12 protein-coding genes, 6 tRNA genes and 4 pseudogenes are annotated in these 18,864 nt (G+C 35.1%); 19 read left to right on the top strand and 3 right to left on the bottom strand.

The genetic code is table 11. The annotated features are described in order from the left end of the window. Positions 1-305 precede the first annotated feature (305 nt). The 3 genes and pseudogenes from DZ64_RS11260 to DZ64_RS13605 all read right to left on the bottom strand — a co-directional run bounded on the left by DZ64_RS11260 (position 306) and on the right by DZ64_RS13605 (position 3,267). On the bottom strand, positions 306-824 hold the full coding sequence (locus tag DZ64_RS11260; RefSeq protein ID WP_035003741.1) for a transposase: 519 nt from the start codon (positions 822-824) through the stop codon (positions 306-308). 161 nt (positions 825-985) lie between these two features. Then, a pseudogene (locus tag DZ64_RS14290) lies at positions 986-1,714 on the bottom strand (restriction endonuclease subunit S). A gap of 3 nt (positions 1,715-1,717) precedes the next feature. Further along, positions 1,718-3,267 (bottom strand): annotated as a pseudogene (locus DZ64_RS13605) (type I restriction-modification system subunit M). A gap of 159 nt (positions 3,268-3,426) precedes the next feature. On the opposite strand from DZ64_RS13605, the gene DZ64_RS0110255 reads away from it, so the two are divergent. From DZ64_RS0110255 to DZ64_RS11245, 19 genes and pseudogenes are all read left to right on the top strand, one after another. Further along, positions 3,427-3,503: transfer RNA gene (locus DZ64_RS0110255), tRNA-Thr, on the top strand. Positions 3,504-3,530: 27 nt separating this feature from the next. Then, positions 3,531-3,616: transfer RNA gene (locus DZ64_RS0110250), tRNA-Tyr, on the top strand. Between the two features lie 46 nt (positions 3,617-3,662). Next, positions 3,663-3,739, top strand: a tRNA-Gly gene (locus DZ64_RS0110245). Positions 3,740-3,844: 105 nt separating this feature from the next. After that, positions 3,845-3,919 (top strand) — tRNA-Thr (locus tag DZ64_RS0110240). A gap of 59 nt (positions 3,920-3,978) precedes the next feature. Next, on the top strand, positions 3,979-5,178 hold the full coding sequence (tuf, locus tag DZ64_RS0110235) for an elongation factor Tu (RefSeq protein WP_024790450.1): 1,200 nt from the start codon (positions 3,979-3,981) through the stop codon (positions 5,176-5,178). 30 nt (positions 5,179-5,208) lie between these two features. Next, positions 5,209-5,361 (top strand): 50S ribosomal protein L33, encoded by a 153-nt coding sequence (gene rpmG / locus DZ64_RS0110230; protein ID WP_024790449.1) that lies wholly within the window; start codon positions 5,209-5,211, stop codon positions 5,359-5,361. Positions 5,362-5,451: 90 nt separating this feature from the next. Beyond that, positions 5,452-5,528: transfer RNA gene (locus tag DZ64_RS0110225), tRNA-Gly, on the top strand. Between the two features lies 1 nt (position 5,529). Further along, positions 5,530-5,605, top strand: a tRNA-Trp gene (locus DZ64_RS0110220). A 64-nt stretch (positions 5,606-5,669) separates the two neighbouring features. Beyond that, positions 5,670-5,870, top strand: a complete 201-nt coding sequence (gene secE / locus DZ64_RS0110215; RefSeq protein WP_035003738.1) for a preprotein translocase subunit SecE — start codon at positions 5,670-5,672, stop codon at positions 5,868-5,870. 8 nt (positions 5,871-5,878) lie between these two features. Next, positions 5,879-6,400 carry a transcription termination/antitermination protein NusG gene (gene nusG / locus DZ64_RS0110210; RefSeq protein ID WP_024788389.1) on the top strand — a complete coding sequence of 174 codons (522 nt, stop codon included), beginning with the start codon at positions 5,879-5,881 and terminating at the stop codon, positions 6,398-6,400. A gap of 11 nt (positions 6,401-6,411) precedes the next feature. Further along, on the top strand, positions 6,412-6,837 hold the full coding sequence (rplK, locus tag DZ64_RS0110205) for a 50S ribosomal protein L11 (RefSeq protein WP_024790447.1): 426 nt from the start codon (positions 6,412-6,414) through the stop codon (positions 6,835-6,837). A 41-nt stretch (positions 6,838-6,878) separates the two neighbouring features. Further along, entirely contained in the window at positions 6,879-7,577 is a 699-nt protein-coding gene (gene rplA, locus DZ64_RS0110200; protein WP_024788387.1) for a 50S ribosomal protein L1, read from the top strand. A 79-nt stretch (positions 7,578-7,656) separates the two neighbouring features. Beyond that, positions 7,657-8,139, top strand: coding sequence for a 50S ribosomal protein L10 (gene rplJ / locus DZ64_RS0110195; protein WP_024790446.1), 483 nt, complete (start codon positions 7,657-7,659; stop codon positions 8,137-8,139). 11 nt (positions 8,140-8,150) lie between these two features. Then, positions 8,151-8,522: a 50S ribosomal protein L7/L12 gene (gene rplL / locus DZ64_RS0110190; RefSeq protein ID WP_024788385.1), complete on the top strand. Its 372-nt coding sequence runs from the start codon at positions 8,151-8,153 to the stop codon at positions 8,520-8,522. A gap of 75 nt (positions 8,523-8,597) precedes the next feature. Next, positions 8,598-12,737: a DNA-directed RNA polymerase subunit beta gene (rpoB, locus tag DZ64_RS0110185; RefSeq protein ID WP_024790445.1), complete on the top strand. Its 4,140-nt coding sequence runs from the start codon at positions 8,598-8,600 to the stop codon at positions 12,735-12,737. Continuing rightward, positions 12,724-17,223, top strand: a complete 4,500-nt coding sequence (gene rpoC / locus DZ64_RS0110180) for a DNA-directed RNA polymerase subunit beta' (RefSeq protein WP_024790444.1) — start codon at positions 12,724-12,726, stop codon at positions 17,221-17,223. Before rpoB ends, rpoC begins: the two co-directional genes overlap by 14 nt. Before the next feature lie 125 nt (positions 17,224-17,348). Next, positions 17,349-17,537, top strand: coding sequence for a hypothetical protein (locus DZ64_RS0110175; RefSeq protein WP_024790443.1), 189 nt, complete (start codon positions 17,349-17,351; stop codon positions 17,535-17,537). A 672-nt stretch (positions 17,538-18,209) separates the two neighbouring features. Beyond that, positions 18,210-18,651 (top strand): annotated as a pseudogene (locus DZ64_RS13600) (FAD-binding protein). Beyond that, positions 18,593-18,864, top strand: a pseudogene (locus tag DZ64_RS11245) (L-aspartate oxidase); the annotation flags it as partial. The pseudogenes DZ64_RS13600 and DZ64_RS11245, both read left to right, overlap by 59 nt.

Genomic DNA, 18,864 nt, shown 5'->3' with positions numbered 1-18,864 from the left:
GGTCTCTATCAGGACGGTAAGAATAACCCTGATTTTGCAAATCTTCTATAAATTCCCTCTCAAGTGCCGCTTCGCTTTGATAATTTTCGTTTACCGCCCATGTTTTTTCGTATCTATCAAGCACGATGAAGTTGTTTGTATTTGCTATTGGTTTTGTGTATGTTTGCATTTTTTATCCTTTATGTGCGAATAAATTCGCACCTCCTTGGAGAAGCGGTTTTAACCGCTTATATATTTATTTCCGGAGGAGCGGTTTTAGTCGCTTATATATAGGAGGTTAAAACCTCCTCTCCTTTTATTATATTTTACTCATAAACCCCATAAAATCTCTCTTTCCAATCTTTAAGTCCTGCTTTAAAACCATTAAACTTTATATAGTTATAAACAATATTAAAATGCTCCTCATTCCTTATAACTTTGTCATAATAATTTTTTTCCCAAAATTTACCGCTTTTATTTAACATTTTATTTATTCTATAAGCACTTTCACCCTTAATTTTTTTTATAATAATGTCTAAATCTTTTATCTGTTTAAAAAGTAAATGTATATGATTTGGCATAATGGTAAAAGCAATTAATTCATAAAATATTTTATCTAAATTTATCAAAAAATCTTTCAAAAATTCAAATATTTCATCATTTAAATATGCACCTTTTAAAGAATTGTCTAAATATTTATCGATTAGATATTCCTGTTTTTTATTTTCAATATTTTGAGCTCTAATTTTTCTAATATAACTATCTAAACTATCTTGTGTCCTAAAAGTTACAAATTGATAATATCCTTTTAAATTAATGTGTGGTAAAGTTTTTTTTATTTGCATTATTTTTCCCTTTTTTACTTCGTTTATTATTTTGTGAGACTAAAGTCTCACCTCCGATTTAATTTAGTATATTCGGAGAAGCGGTTTTAACCGTTTATATATAGGAGGTTAAAACCTCCTCTCCAGGAAAAGCGAATTTATTCGCTTATATTTAATTTCTCTTACATTTTAAAATCCAAAAGTAAATTTCTGTAATACTCATACTGTTTTTTTCTAAGTTCTATCTCTTTTGGTAAACCCTCGCTTATAGAGTTTGCAAGTGTGTCAAATTTATCGAGGATGGAAACTATCTCTTTTTGTTTTTCAAGTGGAGGGATTGGGATTTTTATATTTGAAATTTCACTTGTTTTTAATGCCGGGATACCTGCTCCATGTTGTTTATTCATGATTTAGTTTTAAAAAATTTAGGTAAAATTACATAACAATGAGCATTAGCCCAAAATTTAGTAGTGATTTATAATCATTACTTCCCCCAGCTTTTTCCACTCAACTTCATCACCAAAAGTTAAAAGTTTATCACGATAATATTCATATTGTTTTTTTCTTGTTGTTAGTTCTGTTGTTAGTTCTGTTGTTAGTTCTGTAAATGTGTCAAGGATTTTTACTATCTCTTTTTGGATTTCAAGTGGAGGGATTGGGATTGGAATTTTAGCCATTTGATTACTCATAAGTTTTGGATTGCCCATACCTGAATATACATGTTTTTTTGCTTCAATTGTTAACCAATAATATAAAAACTCATAAGTGTTTATTTTTCCAATTTCACCATTATTTACAGTTTGAGAACTATATACCGGATATATTCCTTTATTATCTCTCAAATATCTTTTTGAAATGACTTTTCCTCTTTTTAATTCAGCTATTTCTCCCAACTTTCTCCACTCAACCATTATTTAATTTTTCGATAGATTTTCTATTCCCGAAATTATCTCATCAATCTCTTTTCTTAATCTATCAATTCTTTTGACTGTTGTTTTTATCTCTTCATTTAACTTTTTTATATCTATTTTTTCTCTTGTATCTTCTGGTTCTACATAAGAGCCGACTGATAGATTATAGTCATTTTCTTTTATCTCTTCCAATGAGGCATTATGTGAAAAGTGTTTTATCTCTTCTTTGCTTTTGAAAACTTTCAAAATCTTATCTATATGCTCATCTTCTAAAATATTATTATTTGTAGCTTTTTTGAAAAGTTTGCTTGCATCGATAAACTGGGTTTTGGTGTCTGGCTTATGTTTGGAAAGCACGAGAATATTTACCGCAATTGAAGTTCCGTAAAACAGATTTGGTGAAAGTGATATTATAGTTTCTATATAGTTGTTGTCTATTAGATATTGACGAATTTTTTTCTCAGCACCGCCTCTGTAAAAAATCCCAGGAAATGTAACGATAGCGGCTCTTCCTTTGGCTGAAAGGTAGCTTAAAGAATGCAAAATAAAAGCAAAATCGGCTTTTGATTTTGGAGGCAAAACACCAGCAGGTGCGAATCTGTCGTCATTTATAAGTGTCGGGTCATCACTTCCTATCCATTTAATAGAATAAGGAGGGTTTGAAACTATTGCATCAAAAGGCTTTTGGTCGTTGTGTTTGGGGTCTGTTAGAGTGTCCCCGAGTTTTATGTCGAATTTATCATAATTAATGTTATGCAAAAACATATTCATTCTTGCAAGGTTGTAAGTGGTGTGGTTTATCTCCTGACCGAAGAATCCTTCTTCTATGATATGTTCATCAAACTGCTTTTTTGCCTGAAGCAGTAAAGAGCCACTGCCGCAGGCCGGGTCGTAGATTTTATTAACTTTTTTTGTCCAAGCAGGGCGAGTTTGGCTATGAGTTTTGATACCTGCTGAGGTGTGAAAAACTCACCTCCGCTTTTTCCGGCGTTTGCCGCATATTTGGAAATCAAAAATTCATAAGCATCTCCGAAAAGGTCTATATGGCTGTTTTTAAAATCTCTAAAATCAAGTTCATTTACCCCTTTTAACACAGCACAAAGTCTTTTGTTTTTTTCAGCAACGGTGTTTCCGAGCCTGTTGCTTGTGGTGTCAAAATCGGCAAAAAGCCCTTTTATATCGTCTTCGCTTGGATATCCGCTGGCGGAATTTTCTATATTGCTGAAAATTTTTGCCAAATCCGTATTTAGGTTTTCATTATTGTCGCAGTTTGCCACAATATTGCAAAAAAGCTCGCTTGGATAGATGAAATAACCTTTTTCCTTTATTGCGTTGTCTTTAATTTCCGGTGTAATCATATCATCATTAAATTTTGAATAATCTATATCTTCCCCGCCTTCCATATAAGAAGCGAAATGTTCGCTTATAAAACGATAAAAAAGGCTTCTCAAAACATACTGCTTAAAATCCCATCCGTCAACCGAACCCCTCACATCGTTGGCTATTTGCCAGATTTTTCTGTGTAATTCCTCTCTTTGCGCAATACTTGGCATATATATTCCTTTGAATAAGATTTACATATTATAATAAAATTTAGACGTTTTTATTCAATATGTAAATGATTGTTATTTAAAATTAAATTTTTTAAAAATTAACTTTTTTTCTCTTGACAATAAAATGTTTTTTACTTATAATTTCAATCCACAAACGATGCCGGCGTAGCTCAGTTGGCTAGAGCAGCTGATTTGTAATCAGCAGGTCGGGGGTTCGAGTCCCTTCGCCGGCTCCATTCAGCGTTTGACCAGTTAGAATAAAAGGTGGGGTTCCCGAGTGGCCAAAGGGGACGGGCTGTAAACCCGTTGGCGTTCGCCTTCGAAGGTTCGAATCCTTCCCCCACCACCATTGAGTCATGAGTTTTCAAAAATGTGCAGGCATTTTTGGAATATATGCGGGTGTAGCTCAGTTGGCTAGAGCGTCAGCCTTCCAAGCTGAGGGTCGCGGGTTCGAGTCCCGTCGCCCGCTCCAGTCATGACAAACTGGGAGCTGAGCAAACTACGAGTATGGTTGTCTGCTCATAAACTCCCGAAATACTATTGTTTTGTAAAACAAAACATTGCTAGCAGTGTTTTTGCCCATATAGCTCAGTGGCAGAGCACTTCCTTGGTAAGGAAGAGGTCGCCGGTTCAATCCCGGCTATGGGCTCCAGCAAGGCCTTGTTGGAGTTCATAAATGAGCTAAATAAAATTTTAAACATGGAGGAAGAAATGGCAAAAGAAAAATACGTAAGAAATAAACCACACGTAAATATTGGTACAATCGGTCATGTTGACCACGGTAAAACTACTTTAACAGCAGCTATTTCAGGTGTTTTGGCACAAAAAGGATTTGCTGAACTTAAAGATTACGATCAAATCGATAACGCACCTGAAGAAAGACAAAGAGGTATTACTATTAATACATCTCACGTTGAATATGAAACTGAAAAAAGACACTATGCACATGTTGACTGTCCAGGACACGCAGACTATGTTAAAAACATGATTACTGGTGCCGCTCAAATGGACGGAGCTATCTTAGTTGTTGCAGCGACTGACGGTCCTATGCCACAAACAAGAGAACATATATTGCTTTCAAGACAAGTTGGTGTTCCGGCTATCGTAGTATTCTTGAACAAAATGGATATGGTTGATGATGAAGAACTTCTTGAACTTGTTGAAATGGAAGTTAGAGAACTTTTAAGCGAATATGAATTTGATGGTGATAATGCACCTGTTATTGCTGGATCAGCTCTTAAAGCTCTTGAAGAAGTAAAAGCTGGTCAGCTTGGTGAATGGTCAGAAAAAATTATGGAGCTTATGGATGCAGTTGACGAATACATTCCAACACCAGAAAGAGATACTGATAAAGATTTCTTAATGCCGATTGAAGACGTATTCTCAATTTCAGGAAGAGGTACTGTTGTAACAGGTAGAGTGGAAAGAGGTGTTGTAAAACTTGGTGATGATGTTGATATTGTTGGATTTAAACCAACAAGAACAACAAAAGTTACTGGTATTGAAATGTTTAGAAAAGAACTTGATGAAGGTCAAGCCGGTGATAACATCGGGGTACTTTTAAGAGGTATCGGAAAAGATGAAGTTGAAAGAGGTATGGTTCTTGCAAAACCTGGAAGTATTACTCCTCATCATAAATTTGAATCAGAAGTTTATGTATTAACTAAAGAAGAAGGTGGAAGACATAAACCGTTCTTTAACGGATACAGACCACAATTTTACATCAGAACAACTGACGTAACAGGAAGCATTCAATTACCAGAAGGCGTTGAAATGTGTATGCCTGGGGATAACGTAAAATTAACAGTAGAATTAATTGCTCCAATCGCACTTGAAGAAGGTACAAGATTTGCTATCAGAGAAGGTGGTAGAACTGTAGGTGCCGGAGTTGTTACAAAAATTATTGAATAAGGGTTTCCCCCTTATTTTTAAAGGATAATGATGAGAGAAATTATTCATCTAAAATGCACAGAGTGTGGTAGATTTAATTATCATACTACAAAAGAAAAAAGAAGACATCCTGAAAAATTTGAAATGAGAAAATATTGCAAATGGTGCAATAAGCATACTGTTCATAAAGAATCAAAACTTTAATTGGGTGCTCCCCGCAAAAATATAAATTTTTGTGGGGTTTAATATTAAGTTCACCCTCTTTCCAGGCTGTTAGATATAGCGGCCTGGTGAGCGGGTGTAGCTCAGTTGGCTAGAGCGTCAGCCTTCCAAGCTGAGGGTCGCGGGTTCGAGTCCCGTCGCCCGCTCCACAGGGCAGTAGCTCCAATGGTAGAGCGGCGGTCTCCAAAACCGCTTGTTGGGGGTTCGAGTCCCTCCTGCCCTGCCATTACCAATTTTTGGAAGAGGTATAAATATAGTGAGTAGTGAACAGTAAAAATGGGGAATAAAAAATGAAAAATGAAAAATTTAATATTAGAAGCTTGAGCGATTATATAAAAGAAGCAAAAATTGAATTGGATAAAGTAATTTTCCCAAGTGCAAATGAAGTTAAACAGTCTTTTATTTCAGTGGTTGCTGTAGTGACGGTCGTTACAGCATTTTTAGGTCTAATTGATCTGATAATGAGCGGAATATTAAAAGCTGTATTATAAGGAATATTATGGATTGGTATGCATTACAGGTCTATTCTGGAAGTGAATTGGCAGTTAAAAAAGCAATTGAAAATTTAAAAAACGAAGAACATTTAGAAAATATTTCTCAGGTAGTTGTTCCTACAGAAGAAGTATTGGAAGTTAAAAATTCTCAAAAAAAAGTTTATGAAAGAAGCATATATCCTGGTTATGTGTTTTTGGAAGCCAATTTAGATACAGCGCTTTGGCATAAAATACAATCTCTTCCAAAAGTTGGTAGATTCATTGGTGAATCTAAAAAACCAACTCCTCTTAAAAAAGAAGATGTTGAGCTTATTTTAGAGAAAGCTAAACAAAAAAGCGCACCAAAACCAAAAGTTTCTTTTGAAGAAGGTGAAATAGTTAGAATAAACGAAGGTCCGTTTGCGAATTTCACAGGGGAAGTAGAAGATTTTGATTATGAAAAAGGAATGTTAAAACTTAACGTTACAATTTTTGGAAGAAGCACTCCTGTTGAAATTCATTACACAAAAGTTGAAAAAATCGTATAAAAGGACACAAGATGGCAAAAAAAGTAATTGATGTATTAAAACTTCAAATCCCGGCAGGTAAAGCAAATCCGTCACCTCCAGTAGGTCCGGCTTTGGGTCAGAGAGGTATTAATATTATGGAATTCTGTAAAGCTTTTAATGAAAAAACAAAAGATATGATGGGATATAATATTCCTGTTGTAATTACTGTTTATGCAGACAGAAGCTTTACTTTTATTACAAAACAACCACCTGTGACAGACTTTTTAAAAAAAGCTGCAGGTATAGCGAAGGGTAGTTCAAATCCCCTTAAAGACAAAGTCGGAAAAATTACCAAGGCGCAATTAAAAGAAATTGCAGAGAAAAAATTACCTGATTTAAACACAGACGATGTAGAAGAGGCAATGAAAATTATTGCCGGCAGTGCAAGAAGTATGGGAATAGAAATAGAAGATTAATACCACTGTGAGTGGAAGTAAGAAATTTACGAGGAGTGAATATGGCAAAAAAACATGGTAAAAGATATTTGGAGCTTCTGAAAAAAATAGATAAAGATGTATATTCTTTAAAAGAAGCTGCCCAAAAAATAAAAGAACTTAAATCTGCAAAATTCGATGAAACAGTCGAACTTGCATTAAAACTTGGCGTAGACCCAAGACATGCAGATCAAATGATAAGAGGAAGTGTAGTGTTGCCTCACGGTACAGGAAAAACTGTAAAAGTGGCAGTAGTTGCAAATCCTGCTAAAATAGATGAAGCAAAAGAGGCAGGTGCTGATTATGTGGGTGACGAAGTATTCGATATGATTGAAAATGGAAATTTAGATTTCGATATTTTAATTGCAACACCTGATATGATGGGAAAACTTGGTAAATACGGAAGAATTTTGGGACCAAAAGGCCTTATGCCAAATCCAAAAACCGGAACAGTTACAATGGATATAGCCCAGGCGGTAAAAAATGCAAAAGCCGGTCAGGTTAATTTTAGAGTTGATAAAAAAGGTAATATGCACGTTGGTATTGGAAAAGTAAGCTTCTCTCCAGAAGCACTTTACGAAAATGCAAAAACATTTATTGAAAAAATCAATAAAATGAAACCGGCAAGCGCAAAAGGAAGATACCTTCAAAATGCCGCATTCTCACTTACAATGAGTCCTAGTTTAAAACTGGATGTAAATGAATTAGCGGAATATAAATAGGCATTGGCCTAAGTCTAAATGACTTAGAAAGCAGGTGGGTAACCTTAATTTCCTGCCGAGTCTGAGTGAAAGGAGCTTTATGAAAAAAGAATTAAAAAAACAAATCGTTGAGGAATTAAGCAACGAATTTAAAAATGATGTAAGTGTTTTTTATGCTGATTATAAAGGTCAGAGTGTACAAAACCTTGAAGAGCTAAGAATTGCAATAAGAGCTGCTGAAGGAAAAGCTAAAGTTGTAAAAAACACGTTGGCAAAGCTGGCTTTTGCAAATAACGGTGTTGAAGTTGATTTTGAAGAAAATAATATTTTTATCTGGGGTGAAGACCAGATTACATTGGCAAAAATATTAACTAAACATGCTAAAAATTATAAAGACACTTTTAAAATTAAAGGTGCGGTAATTGAAGGTGAAGTAAAAGATGCTGCATATGTTGAAGAAGTAAGCAAACTTCCAACAAAAGACGAATTGCTTGGTATGGTTGCATTTATGATGAAAGCTCCTATTGCAAAATTTGCATGGGGACTAAATAAATTAATAGAAAAAAAATCTGAAGAAAATTAAAAGGAGAGATAATGGCTTGTACAGTTGAACAAATTTTAGAAACTATAGAAAATTTAACAGTTAAAGAATTAAATGAATTAGTAAAAGCATTTGAAGAAAAATTTGATGTAAGCGCACAACCTACAGTGGTTGCGGGAGCAGGTGCAGCAGGTGGAGAAGCAGCTGAAGAAAAAACTGAATTTGATGTAATATTAAAAGCACCGGGTGCTAAAAAAATTAATGTAATTAAAGTTGTAAGACAAATTACAGGTGCCGGATTAAAAGAAGCAAAAGCTATGGTCGATGAAACTCCATCAACTATAAAAGAAGGCGTTTCTAAAGACGAAGCTGAAGAAATTAAAAAACAATTAGAAGAAGCGGGAGCAGAAGTAGAAGTAAAATAATCCTTGCTTTTTTTCTTTTTTTTTGATACACTTACAGTTTGTTAACCTCTACATAAATTCTGCGCAGGAGAGCCAATGTTAAACCAATTAAAATCAGCCAACAGGTTAAGATTAGATTTTTCAAAAATACCTCAAATAGTTGATATTCCAAATTTATTACATTTACAGCAAAATTCTTTTAGAGACTTTATTAATTTAAAAGAACCTGAAAAAAGCGGTATTCACAATGTGTTTAAATCGATGTTTCCAATCAGTGATACACAAAACAGAATCACGCTTGAATATGTGGGTATTGAATTTAAAAAACCCAAATATACGGTTAGAGAATGTATGGAAAAAGGTCTTACTTATTCTATTCCGATAAGAATAAAAGTCAGACTTATTGTTCATGAAAAAGATGAAAAAACAGGTGATAAAATAGGTATAAAAGACATTAAAGAACAGACTCTGTTTATCAGGGACATACCTTTAATGACAGAAAGAACGAGTTTTATTATTAATGGAGTAGAAAGAGTTATTGTTAATCAGCTTCACAGAAGCCCTGGTGTTATCTTCAAGCAGGAAGAAGCACAAAATTCAAACAAACTTCTTTATTCAGCCCAAATAATTCCGGACAGGGGAAGCTGGGCTTATTTTGAATATGATGTAAAAGATGTTTTATATGTAAGAGTGAATAAAAGAAGAAAAGTACCTGTTACAATACTTCTAAGAGCTATGGATTATTCAAAAGAAGATATTTTAAGAATGTTTTATCCTGTAATAGATATTAAAATAAAAGACAATAAATTTTTAATGCCTTCCAATCAATTGGAAAGCGGAAAATATGATTATGATTTAAAAGATGAAGACGGTAACGTTTTATTAAATGCAGGTAAAAGACTAACTGAGCGAAAACTTAAAAAATTAATTGAAGAACACAAATATGTTGAATATCCTCTCGAAGAGTTAATGGACAGACATTTAGCCGAGCCGATTTACGACCCGTTAACCGGTGAAGTGCTTTTTGACACATTAACTATTATTAACGATGTTAAACTTAAAAAAATTATTGAATCACAAATAACCGAATTTAAAATAGTAAATGATTTGGCAAGTGGTGTTGATGACGGAATTTTAAGAGCATTCCACCAGGATATTGAAACACTCAAAATTCTTAAACAGACAGAAGGCGTTGAAAACGAAAATGATTTGGCAAGAATAAGAATTTATAAAGTTATGAGACCGGGAGAACCTGCTACACCTCAAACTGCAAAAGAACTTTTTGATAAACTGTTCTTTGATCCGGAAAGATACGATTTAAGCAAAGTCGGCCGTATGAAAATGAATCACAAATTGGGTCTTAATATTCCTGATGACATAACAGTGCTTACATACCAGGATATTATTAAAACCATCCAATATTTAATAGGGGTAAAAAACGGCATAGGACAAATTGATGACAGAGATCATTTGGGTAACAGAAGAATCAGAAGTATAGGCGAACTACTTGCTAAAAGGCTTCAGGAAGGCCTTGTTAAAATGCAAAAAACAATTAAAGACAAAATGACCACCGTTACCAATGTAAATGAAGTTATGCCAATGGATTTGGTAAATACAAAACTTATTACCACCACTATTTTGGATTTTTTTGCAACAGGTCAGCTTTCTCAGTTTATGGATCAAACAAATCCACTTAGTGAAGTAGCCCATAAAAGAAGACTCTCAGCCCTTGGTGAAGGCGGTGTAACTCGTGAGAGAGCCGGTTTTGAAATCCGTGATGTCCATCCGAGCCATTACGGAAGAATTTGTCCTATTGAAACACCGGAAGGACAAAATATCGGTCTTGTAAATACTTTATCTATTTATGCAAAAGTAAATGAATACGGATTTATTGAAGCGCCGTACAGAGTGGTAAAAAACGGACGTGTCAGTGATGAAATTGTTTATTTAACGGCTACTCAGGAAGAAGAAAAAGTAATAGCTCCCGCAAGTGTAAAAATAGATGAAAAAACAGGAGAAATAATTGAAGATTTGGTTGAAGCCAGAAAAGACGGTGAAATAATTTTGGTGGATAAAAAAGAAGTGGATCTTTATGACCTTAATCCTAAAATGATTATCGGGGTAGGGGCAAGCTTGATACCATTTCTTGAACACGACGATGCCAACAGGGCGTTAATGGGTTCAAATATGCAGCGTCAAGGAGTACCTCTTCTTAGAAGTGAAGCTCCGATTGTGGGAACAGGAATAGAAAAATATGTGGCGCGTGATGCCTGGCAGATAATAAAAGTAAAAAGAGGCGGAAAAGTAATAAAAGTTGATGCTACCAATATTTATATTTTAGGCGAAGATAAAAATGGAGCATATATAGACCATTACGGGCTTGAAAAGTACTTAAGAACCAATCAGAACACATGTTTTGACCAAAAGCCTATTGTAAAAGAAGGTGATATAGTTAAAGTTGGTGATGTAATTGCCGATGGTCCGAATATGGATAATGGTGAAATAGCACTTGGTAAAAATGTAATGGTGGCATTTATGCCTTGGAACGGTTACAATTATGAAGATGCCATTGTTTTAAATGAAAAATTGATTAAAGATGATGCATATACTTCCGTTCATATTTATGAAGAAGTTTGTGAAGTAAGAGAACTTAAACACGGACTTGAAGAGCTAACAACCGACATTCCCGGAGTTAAACCGGAATATTTGACCCATTTGGATGAGAGCGGAATTGTTAAAGTGGGAACTTATGTAAAACCAGGAATGATTTTGGTTGGAAAAATTTCTCCGAAAGGGGATGTAAAACCGACTCCTGAAGAAAGGCTGCTTAAATCAATTTTCGGAGATAAATCCGGTCATGTTGTAAACAGTTCTTTATATGCGCCTGCAAGTATGGAAGGTGTGGTAATAGATGTAAAAGTATATACCAAAAAAGGCTACGAGCTTGATGAAAGGGCTAGAAAGGCCCATGAAGAAGAAAAAGCAAAAATAGAAGAGATTTATAAAAACAAACTCTCAATTATCGATAAAGAAGAAGTATTGGCTTTGGCCAATCTTTTAAGTGGAAAAGAGCTGATAAAAAATGTTGAACTAAATTCCAAAAAATATAAAGCAGGAAATAAAATTCCAAAAGAAGATTTAATAAACATTAATAAATTTTTATTATTAAGTCTTGTTGAAAATTATGATGAAAACACTTCTAAAGAATTTGAAAAAATTACCAATAAATATTTAAAAGAAAAAGACAATATCAGACAGGACTATGATGAAAAAATCGAAATTTTAGAACGTGACGATATTTTACCGAACGGCGTTGCCAAAATGGTAAAAGTTTATATCGCCAACAAAAGAAAAATTAAAGTCGGTGATAAAATGGCAGGACGTCATGGTAACAAAGGTATTGTGAGTATAATAGTTCCTCAGGAAGATATGCCTTATATGGAAGACGGAAGGGCTGTGGACGTGGTTTTAAACCCTCTCGGGGTTCCTTCACGTATGAATATAGGTCAAATTTTGGAAGTGCATTTGGGACTTGTGGGTAAAAAACTCGGTGAACAGCTTCAACAGTTGTTGGATGAAAAAAGAGCCGATATGGCTCAAAAGTTAAGAGAAAAAATGATAAAAATAGTTGAAGTTGCCCATTTTGGTGAACATTATAAAAATTTCCTTAACACTTTAACAGATGAAGAACTTCTTAAATATGCAAAAGACTGGGCCAAAGGCGTTAAATTTTCAACCCCTGTTTTCGAAGGTGTAAACGAAGAAGAGTTTAAAAAACTGTTTGAAATGGCTGGAATTCCAAATGACGGAAAAATGCAGTTATTTGACGGAAGAACCGGTGATCCTATAAAAGAAAGGGTTAATGTCGGATATATGTATATGATGAAACTGCATCATTTGGTAGATGACAAAGTTCATGCAAGAAGCATAGGTCCGTATAGCTTAATTACGCAGCAGCCTGTAGGAGGTAAAGCCCTATTTGGTGGACAAAGATTTGGGGAAATGGAAGTTTGGGCGCTTGAAGCGTATGGGGCAGCTTATAACCTTAAAGAAATGCTGACTACTAAATCCGATGATGTTGAAGGAAGAAATAAAGCATACAGAGCTTTGACAAAAGGTGAAAATGTGCCAATTGAAGGGCTTAGTGAAACATTTTTTGTTTTAAGTAAAGAACTTCGTGCACTCGGGCTTGATTTAGAGTTTTATAAAAAGGAAGAAGACAATGAGCAAATATAAATATATAAAACTTGACTGGGACGAAGAAAACAGACCAAAAGATATTGATGCCGTTCAGGTAAAAATAGCTTCTCCTGAAGAAATTCTTTCCTGGTCTTTCGGCGAAGTTAAAAAACCGGAAACCATTAATTACAGAACCTTAAAACCTGAAAGAGACGGTTTGTTTTGTGCTAAAATTTTCGGTCCTATCAATGATTATGAATGTCTTTGCGGAAAATATAAAAAAATGCGCTATAAAGGTATTGTTTGTGAAAAATGCGGTGTAAAAGTAACTTCATCTAAAGTAAGACGTGAAAGGTTCGGTCATATTGAGCTTGTAACTCCTGTAGCGCATATTTGGTATGTAAGCAACCTTCCAAGCAGAATCGGAACTCTGCTTGATATTAAAATGAAAGACCTTGAAAGGGTTCTTTATTATGAAGCCTATGTGGTATATGAACCGGGAGACGCTCCAGTAAAAAAAGGTGATGTATTGGTTGAGGACGAATACAGAAAACTTGTCGAAATTTACGGAGATACCGGTTTTCATGCAGAAATGGGAGCCGAAATAATAAGAAGAATGCTTGAAGAACTTGATCTTGCCGATATGTATCAATCTTTAAAAGAAGAGCTTAAAACAACAAGAAGCGAAGCAAGAAAAAAAGAGATTGTTAAAAAACTTAAAATTGTGGAAGGATTTTTAAATTCTGACAACAGACCGGAATGGATGATTATGACTGTTATTCCTGTTCTTCCGCCGGATTTAAGACCTTTAGTTGCGCTTGATGGAGGAAAATTTGCGGTTGCCGATGTAAATGATTTATATAGAAGAGTAATTCACAGAAACCAGAGATTAAAAAGACTGCTTGAACTTGATGCACCGGAAATTATTATAAGAAATGAAAAAAGAATGCTTCAAGAAGCGGTTGATGCTTTGTTTGATAATGGTAGACGTGGAAATACAATTAAAGGTGCAAATAAAAGGCCTCTTAAATCACTCAGTGACATTATTAAAGGGAAAACAGGAAGATTTAGACAAAACCTACTTGGAAAAAGGGTTGATTATTCAGGAAGAAGCGTTATTGTTGTTGGGCCAAATCTTAGAATGGACCAATGCGGTCTTCCTAAAAAAATGGCGCTTGAGCTTTTTAAACCGCATATTATAGGAAAACTTGAAGAAAAAGGTTATGCCACAACAATTAAACAGGCAAAAAGACACATTGAAGAAAAAACACCTGAGGTGTGGGAATGTCTGCAAGAAGTTGTTGATCAATATCCAGTTTTATTAAACAGAGCGCCTACACTTCACAAATTGTCAATTCAGGCGTTTCACCCGGTATTAATTGACGGAAACGCAATTCAGCTTCATCCATTGGTTTGTGCCGCATTCAACGCAGACTTTGACGGCGACCAAATGGCTGTGCACGTGCCTTTGAGTCAGGAAGCGATAGCGGAAGCTAAAATTTTAATGCTAAGCAGTATGAATATTTTGCTGCCTGCTTCCGGTAAAGCTATAGCAGTCCCATCTCAGGATATGGTTCTTGGAATTTATTATCTCTCTTTAATGAAAAACAAAGTAAAAGGAGAGCATAAACTGTTTGCCAATCCTGAAGAAGTTCTTATGGCACTTGATGAAGGGGCAGTGGATTTGCATGCAAAAGTAAGAGTAAAAGTGGACACTATCGTGGAAACAACTCCGGGCAGAATGATATTGCATTCAATTGCCCCGGATTTTGTGCCGGTTGAAATGTATAACAAAATAATGAAGAAAAAAGATATTGCCAATTTAGTTGATTTTGTTTACAAAAAAGGCGGACTTAAAGAAACAGCCGAATTTTTGGACAATCTTAAAAATCTTGGATTTAAATATGCGGCAAAAGTAGGGGTATCTATTTCCGCAGCCGATATTGTCGTTCCCGGTGAAAAACAAGAAATTGTTCAAGCCGCACTTGTAAAAGTAAGAGATGTTCAAGAACAGTATAGAAAAGGTTTATTAACCGACCAGGAAAGATACAATAAAATTATTGATATCTGGACAAAAGCAAATAATGATATTGCCGATAAACTGATGGAAATTATGAAAAAAGATAAAGACGGATTTAATTCAATTTACATGATGGCCGACTCAGGAGCCAGGGGTAGTGCAAGCCAAATTAAACAGTTAGCCGGTATGAGGGGTCTTATGGCCAAACCTAACGGAGAAATTATTGAAACACCTATTATTTCAAATTTTAAAGAAGGTTTAAATGTTCTTGAATTCTTCTTATCAACCCATGGTGCAAGAAAAGGTCTTGCGGATACAGCTCTAAAAACTGCAAGTGCCGGATATTTAACAAGAAAACTTGTCGATGTTTCGCAAAACTTCAGGGTAACTATGGAAGACTGCGGAACGCACGAAGGAATCGAAGTAACAGATATTACAGACGGGGCAACATTGGTCGAAAGCTTGGAAGAGAGAATTTATGGAAGAGTTTTAGCAGATGATGTGTATGACCCAATTACAAATGAAGTTTTATTTACAGAAGGTACATTAATTACCGAAGAAGAAGCAAAGGAAATTGTAAGAAAAGGCGTGAAATCCGTCAAAATAAGAAGTGCGCTTACCTGTAAATCAAGTAAAGGTATCTGTTCAAAATGTTACGGTATGAATCTGGCTGAGAGAAAATTAGTTAAAGTGGGTGAGGCTGTGGGGATTCTTGCGGCACAATCCATTGGTGAACCTGGTACTCAGCTAACCCTTAGAACATTCCATACAGGGGGTATTGCAGGCTCAACCCAGGAAGAGAGGGAAATTGTTGCCAAAAAATACGGATATATCAGATATTATAATATAGCAAACTATGATAGAAACGGTAAAAAAATTGTTGCAAACAGAAGAAATGCCGCAGTACTGTTAGTTGAGCCGAAATTAAAAGCTCCATGTGACGGAATAGTAAATATTGAAACCCAGCATGAAGAAGTGATTGTTGAAGTTAAGTGTGACGATGGAAGTGTCAAAAGATATTCACTTAGAAAAAATGATATAGTAAAAGGTACAGAACTTGCAGGAATTGCGGGTAAAACAGAGGGAAAACTTTATATTCCCCATAAAAATCAAAAAATTGAAAAAGACGAGGCGATAGTTGAAGTTATAAAAGAAGCCTGGTATATTCCTCAAAGGATTCCTTACGGGGCAGAGCTTAAAGTTGATGATAATGAACCTGTTCCAATGCAGGTAATTGCCGAAAATGAGGGAATAATAAAATATTATAAATTATCAGGGGATCATTTAGAAAGAGTATATGATCTTAAAGCCGGGGAAGAAATCGGATTTGATAACGCATATAAAGGTCTTTTTGCCGTAATTGTAGATGAGCATGACAGAGAAGCCGGAAGATATTATATTGTTAGGGGAAGTAAAATTCTTAAAAGTGATAATGAGCATATTAAAGCCGGAGAAATCATAGCCAAACCTATCAGCGGTGAAAATAAAGTTATTGCGGAATGGGATCCGTTTGCCAATCCGATACTGGCAGAAGCCGACGGTGTGGTTAAATTTGAAGATGTAATTGACGGATTTACTGTAACCACTCAGATTGATGAGTTAACAGGTGAGAGCAGAATTATCGTAAAAGAATATCTGCCTAAAGGTTATCAGCCAAGAATTTTACTTGCGGGCAAAGACAGGGTATATGAATATGTACTTGAACCTAAAACAGTTATTCATGTTCAAGAAGGCGTTGAAGTAAAACAGGGTGATATTTTAGCTAAAACACCAAAAGCAATAGCAAAATCAGCAGATATTACAGGTGGTCTTCCAAGGGTAAATGAATTGTTTGAAGCAAGAAAACCAAAATCACCTGCAATTATCAGCGAAATAGACGGAACAGTGAAATTTGGAAAAACAATCAGGGGAAAACAGAGATTAATTGTTGAGGGTGAATCAAGCGTTAAAGAATATCTGGTGCCGGCTGAAAGACAGATTTTAGTGCATGAAGGAGACTTTGTGCATGCGGGAGAAAAGCTTACAGACGGTATTGTGTCAAGTTATGATATTTTAAATATTTTGGGAGAAAAAGCGCTTCAGCAATATATTGTAAGCGAAGTTCAAAAAGTTTACCGACTTCAGGGTGTTAATATTAACGATAAACATATAGAACTTATTATAAATCAGATGTTAAGACAGGTAAAAATTGTTGACAGCGGGGACACTAAATTTATCGAGCGTGATTTGGTAAGCAGGAAAATGTTTAATGAAGAAAATGAAAGAATCAAAAAATTCGGAGGAGAACCTGCCATTGCCGAACCGGTTCTTGTAGGTATTACAAGAGCAGCCATCCAGTCAGACAGTTTCATTAGTGCCGCTTCATTCCAGGAAACAACAAGGGTTCTTACAGAAGCAAGTATTCAGGGTAAATTTGATTATCTTGAAGACTTCAAAGAAAATATTGTCTTAGGAAGAGTTGTACCTGTTGGTACCGGAATGTTCTATCATAAAGAAAGAGATGTTAAAATAGAAGAAGAATAATCCCTCTTTTTTCTCCAATTTTACTTTTTATAAACTTCAAAAATCTTCATTTATCATATTTTTTTATTTTTTAGAATATAAATTGCATATATAAAATTAAACAATTTCAATAAAGGTTTATATTAATGAATTTTGCAACTGTGGAAGGAACTTTTTCATATATTAAAAAATTTCCTAAATATTCAAAAGATTTTTATAACTTTAACGGTGATTTTTTTATTTCTTCATTGGGGCTCGGAAGTTTTAGAAAAGAGCCTGGAAAATTATCCAAAGCAGCAGCGTATACAGATATCAGGAAAGTGAAAAAGAGATAGGAAGGGCTGAGTTTCCTTTTCCGGAAAATCCTTATGAATGGATGGATGAAAAAATAATAAAAACAAATCTTGCTGCAAAAGAGGAAATAGTAACAGACCAGCACTGTATGTATTGACATTTTCTTTTTGCACAATCCTTTGAAAGAAAAACCGTAATTGAAAAAATTAAAAAAGAGTTTGAATTTTTTGAAGAAATGGTTGAAAAAAACAAAATAAAATATTACGGAATTGCCTCATGGAACGCATTTTTATATGAAGAGACCCATCCTGAGTAAAATATTACACTTTATATCAATAAACTCATCACCTCCTTTTTAAAGGAAAATTCATTATTACGGCGTTACAGTTTGCAAGGTCAAACGGCGCCTTAAGTACAGTATTTGGCTCTATTAATCCTGAACATGTAAAAGAGAATTTATTGCAAAAGAAGCAGGTTTAAAAGCGCCTAATATTATAAACGAACTTATCAGTCTGGGGGTAAAATATTAAATAAAATAGATGATAATAAAATAGCGCAAAGGGCGTTTGGAGGGGGAAGTAAAAAAAGAACGTGTTAGGCAGGAGGGGGATATGCCGGTATTTTTAAAGGTTTTACAACTAATTCTCAGGAAAGCTCCGGAGATTTAATAGCGGCCGCATTCAGAGCCGGCACTAAAAGGCAGCGGTTCTTTAATATCGAGGGGGGAAGGCGCCTATCTGGTTGATGAAAACAATGAACGTTTTACAAGTGAACTTGCCACAAGGGATATTCTGACAAGGGATATTTTAAAGCATATACAAAACGGCCACAAAGTTTATCTTGATTTCAGGCATCTGCCGGTTGAAATGATAGAAAATAGACTTCCATCAACATATAAGACAGCTTGCCCATTACACCATCGGCGGAATATGGATAAGAGACGACGCTTCAACCACAATGGACGGGGTGTATGCATGCGGGGAGTGTGCAATGAGCGGTGTTCACGGGGCAAACAGACTTGGGGGAAATTCTTTGCTTGAATCGTCATATTTTGGAAGAATTGCCGGAAAAGAAGCTACGACGGAGTTTATACAATGTGAATTCGTTAAAAACAAATCTCGGAAAAAATCTTTTTATAAATGCGGGACCTTTTAGAAGCGAAAAATCACTTCTTAAGGCATATGATTATATTTCCTATTTAAGAGGTCTGAAACTTGGAATATGCTGTATTAATAAAAACAGGGAAAACAATGTGGAGCTGCCTTTGATACTTGAGTTTTTAAATTCTTTACTGATTGCGGAAGTAATGGTCCATTCCGCATTATACAGGGAAGAGAGCAGGGGCTGTCTCTTATACACATCTCTGAG

Source organism: Lebetimonas sp. JH292 (assembly GCF_000523275.1).
Taxonomy (GTDB): domain Bacteria; phylum Campylobacterota; class Campylobacteria; order Campylobacterales; family Nautiliaceae; genus Lebetimonas.
This window is presented reverse-complemented; position numbering and strand designations above follow the sequence as displayed.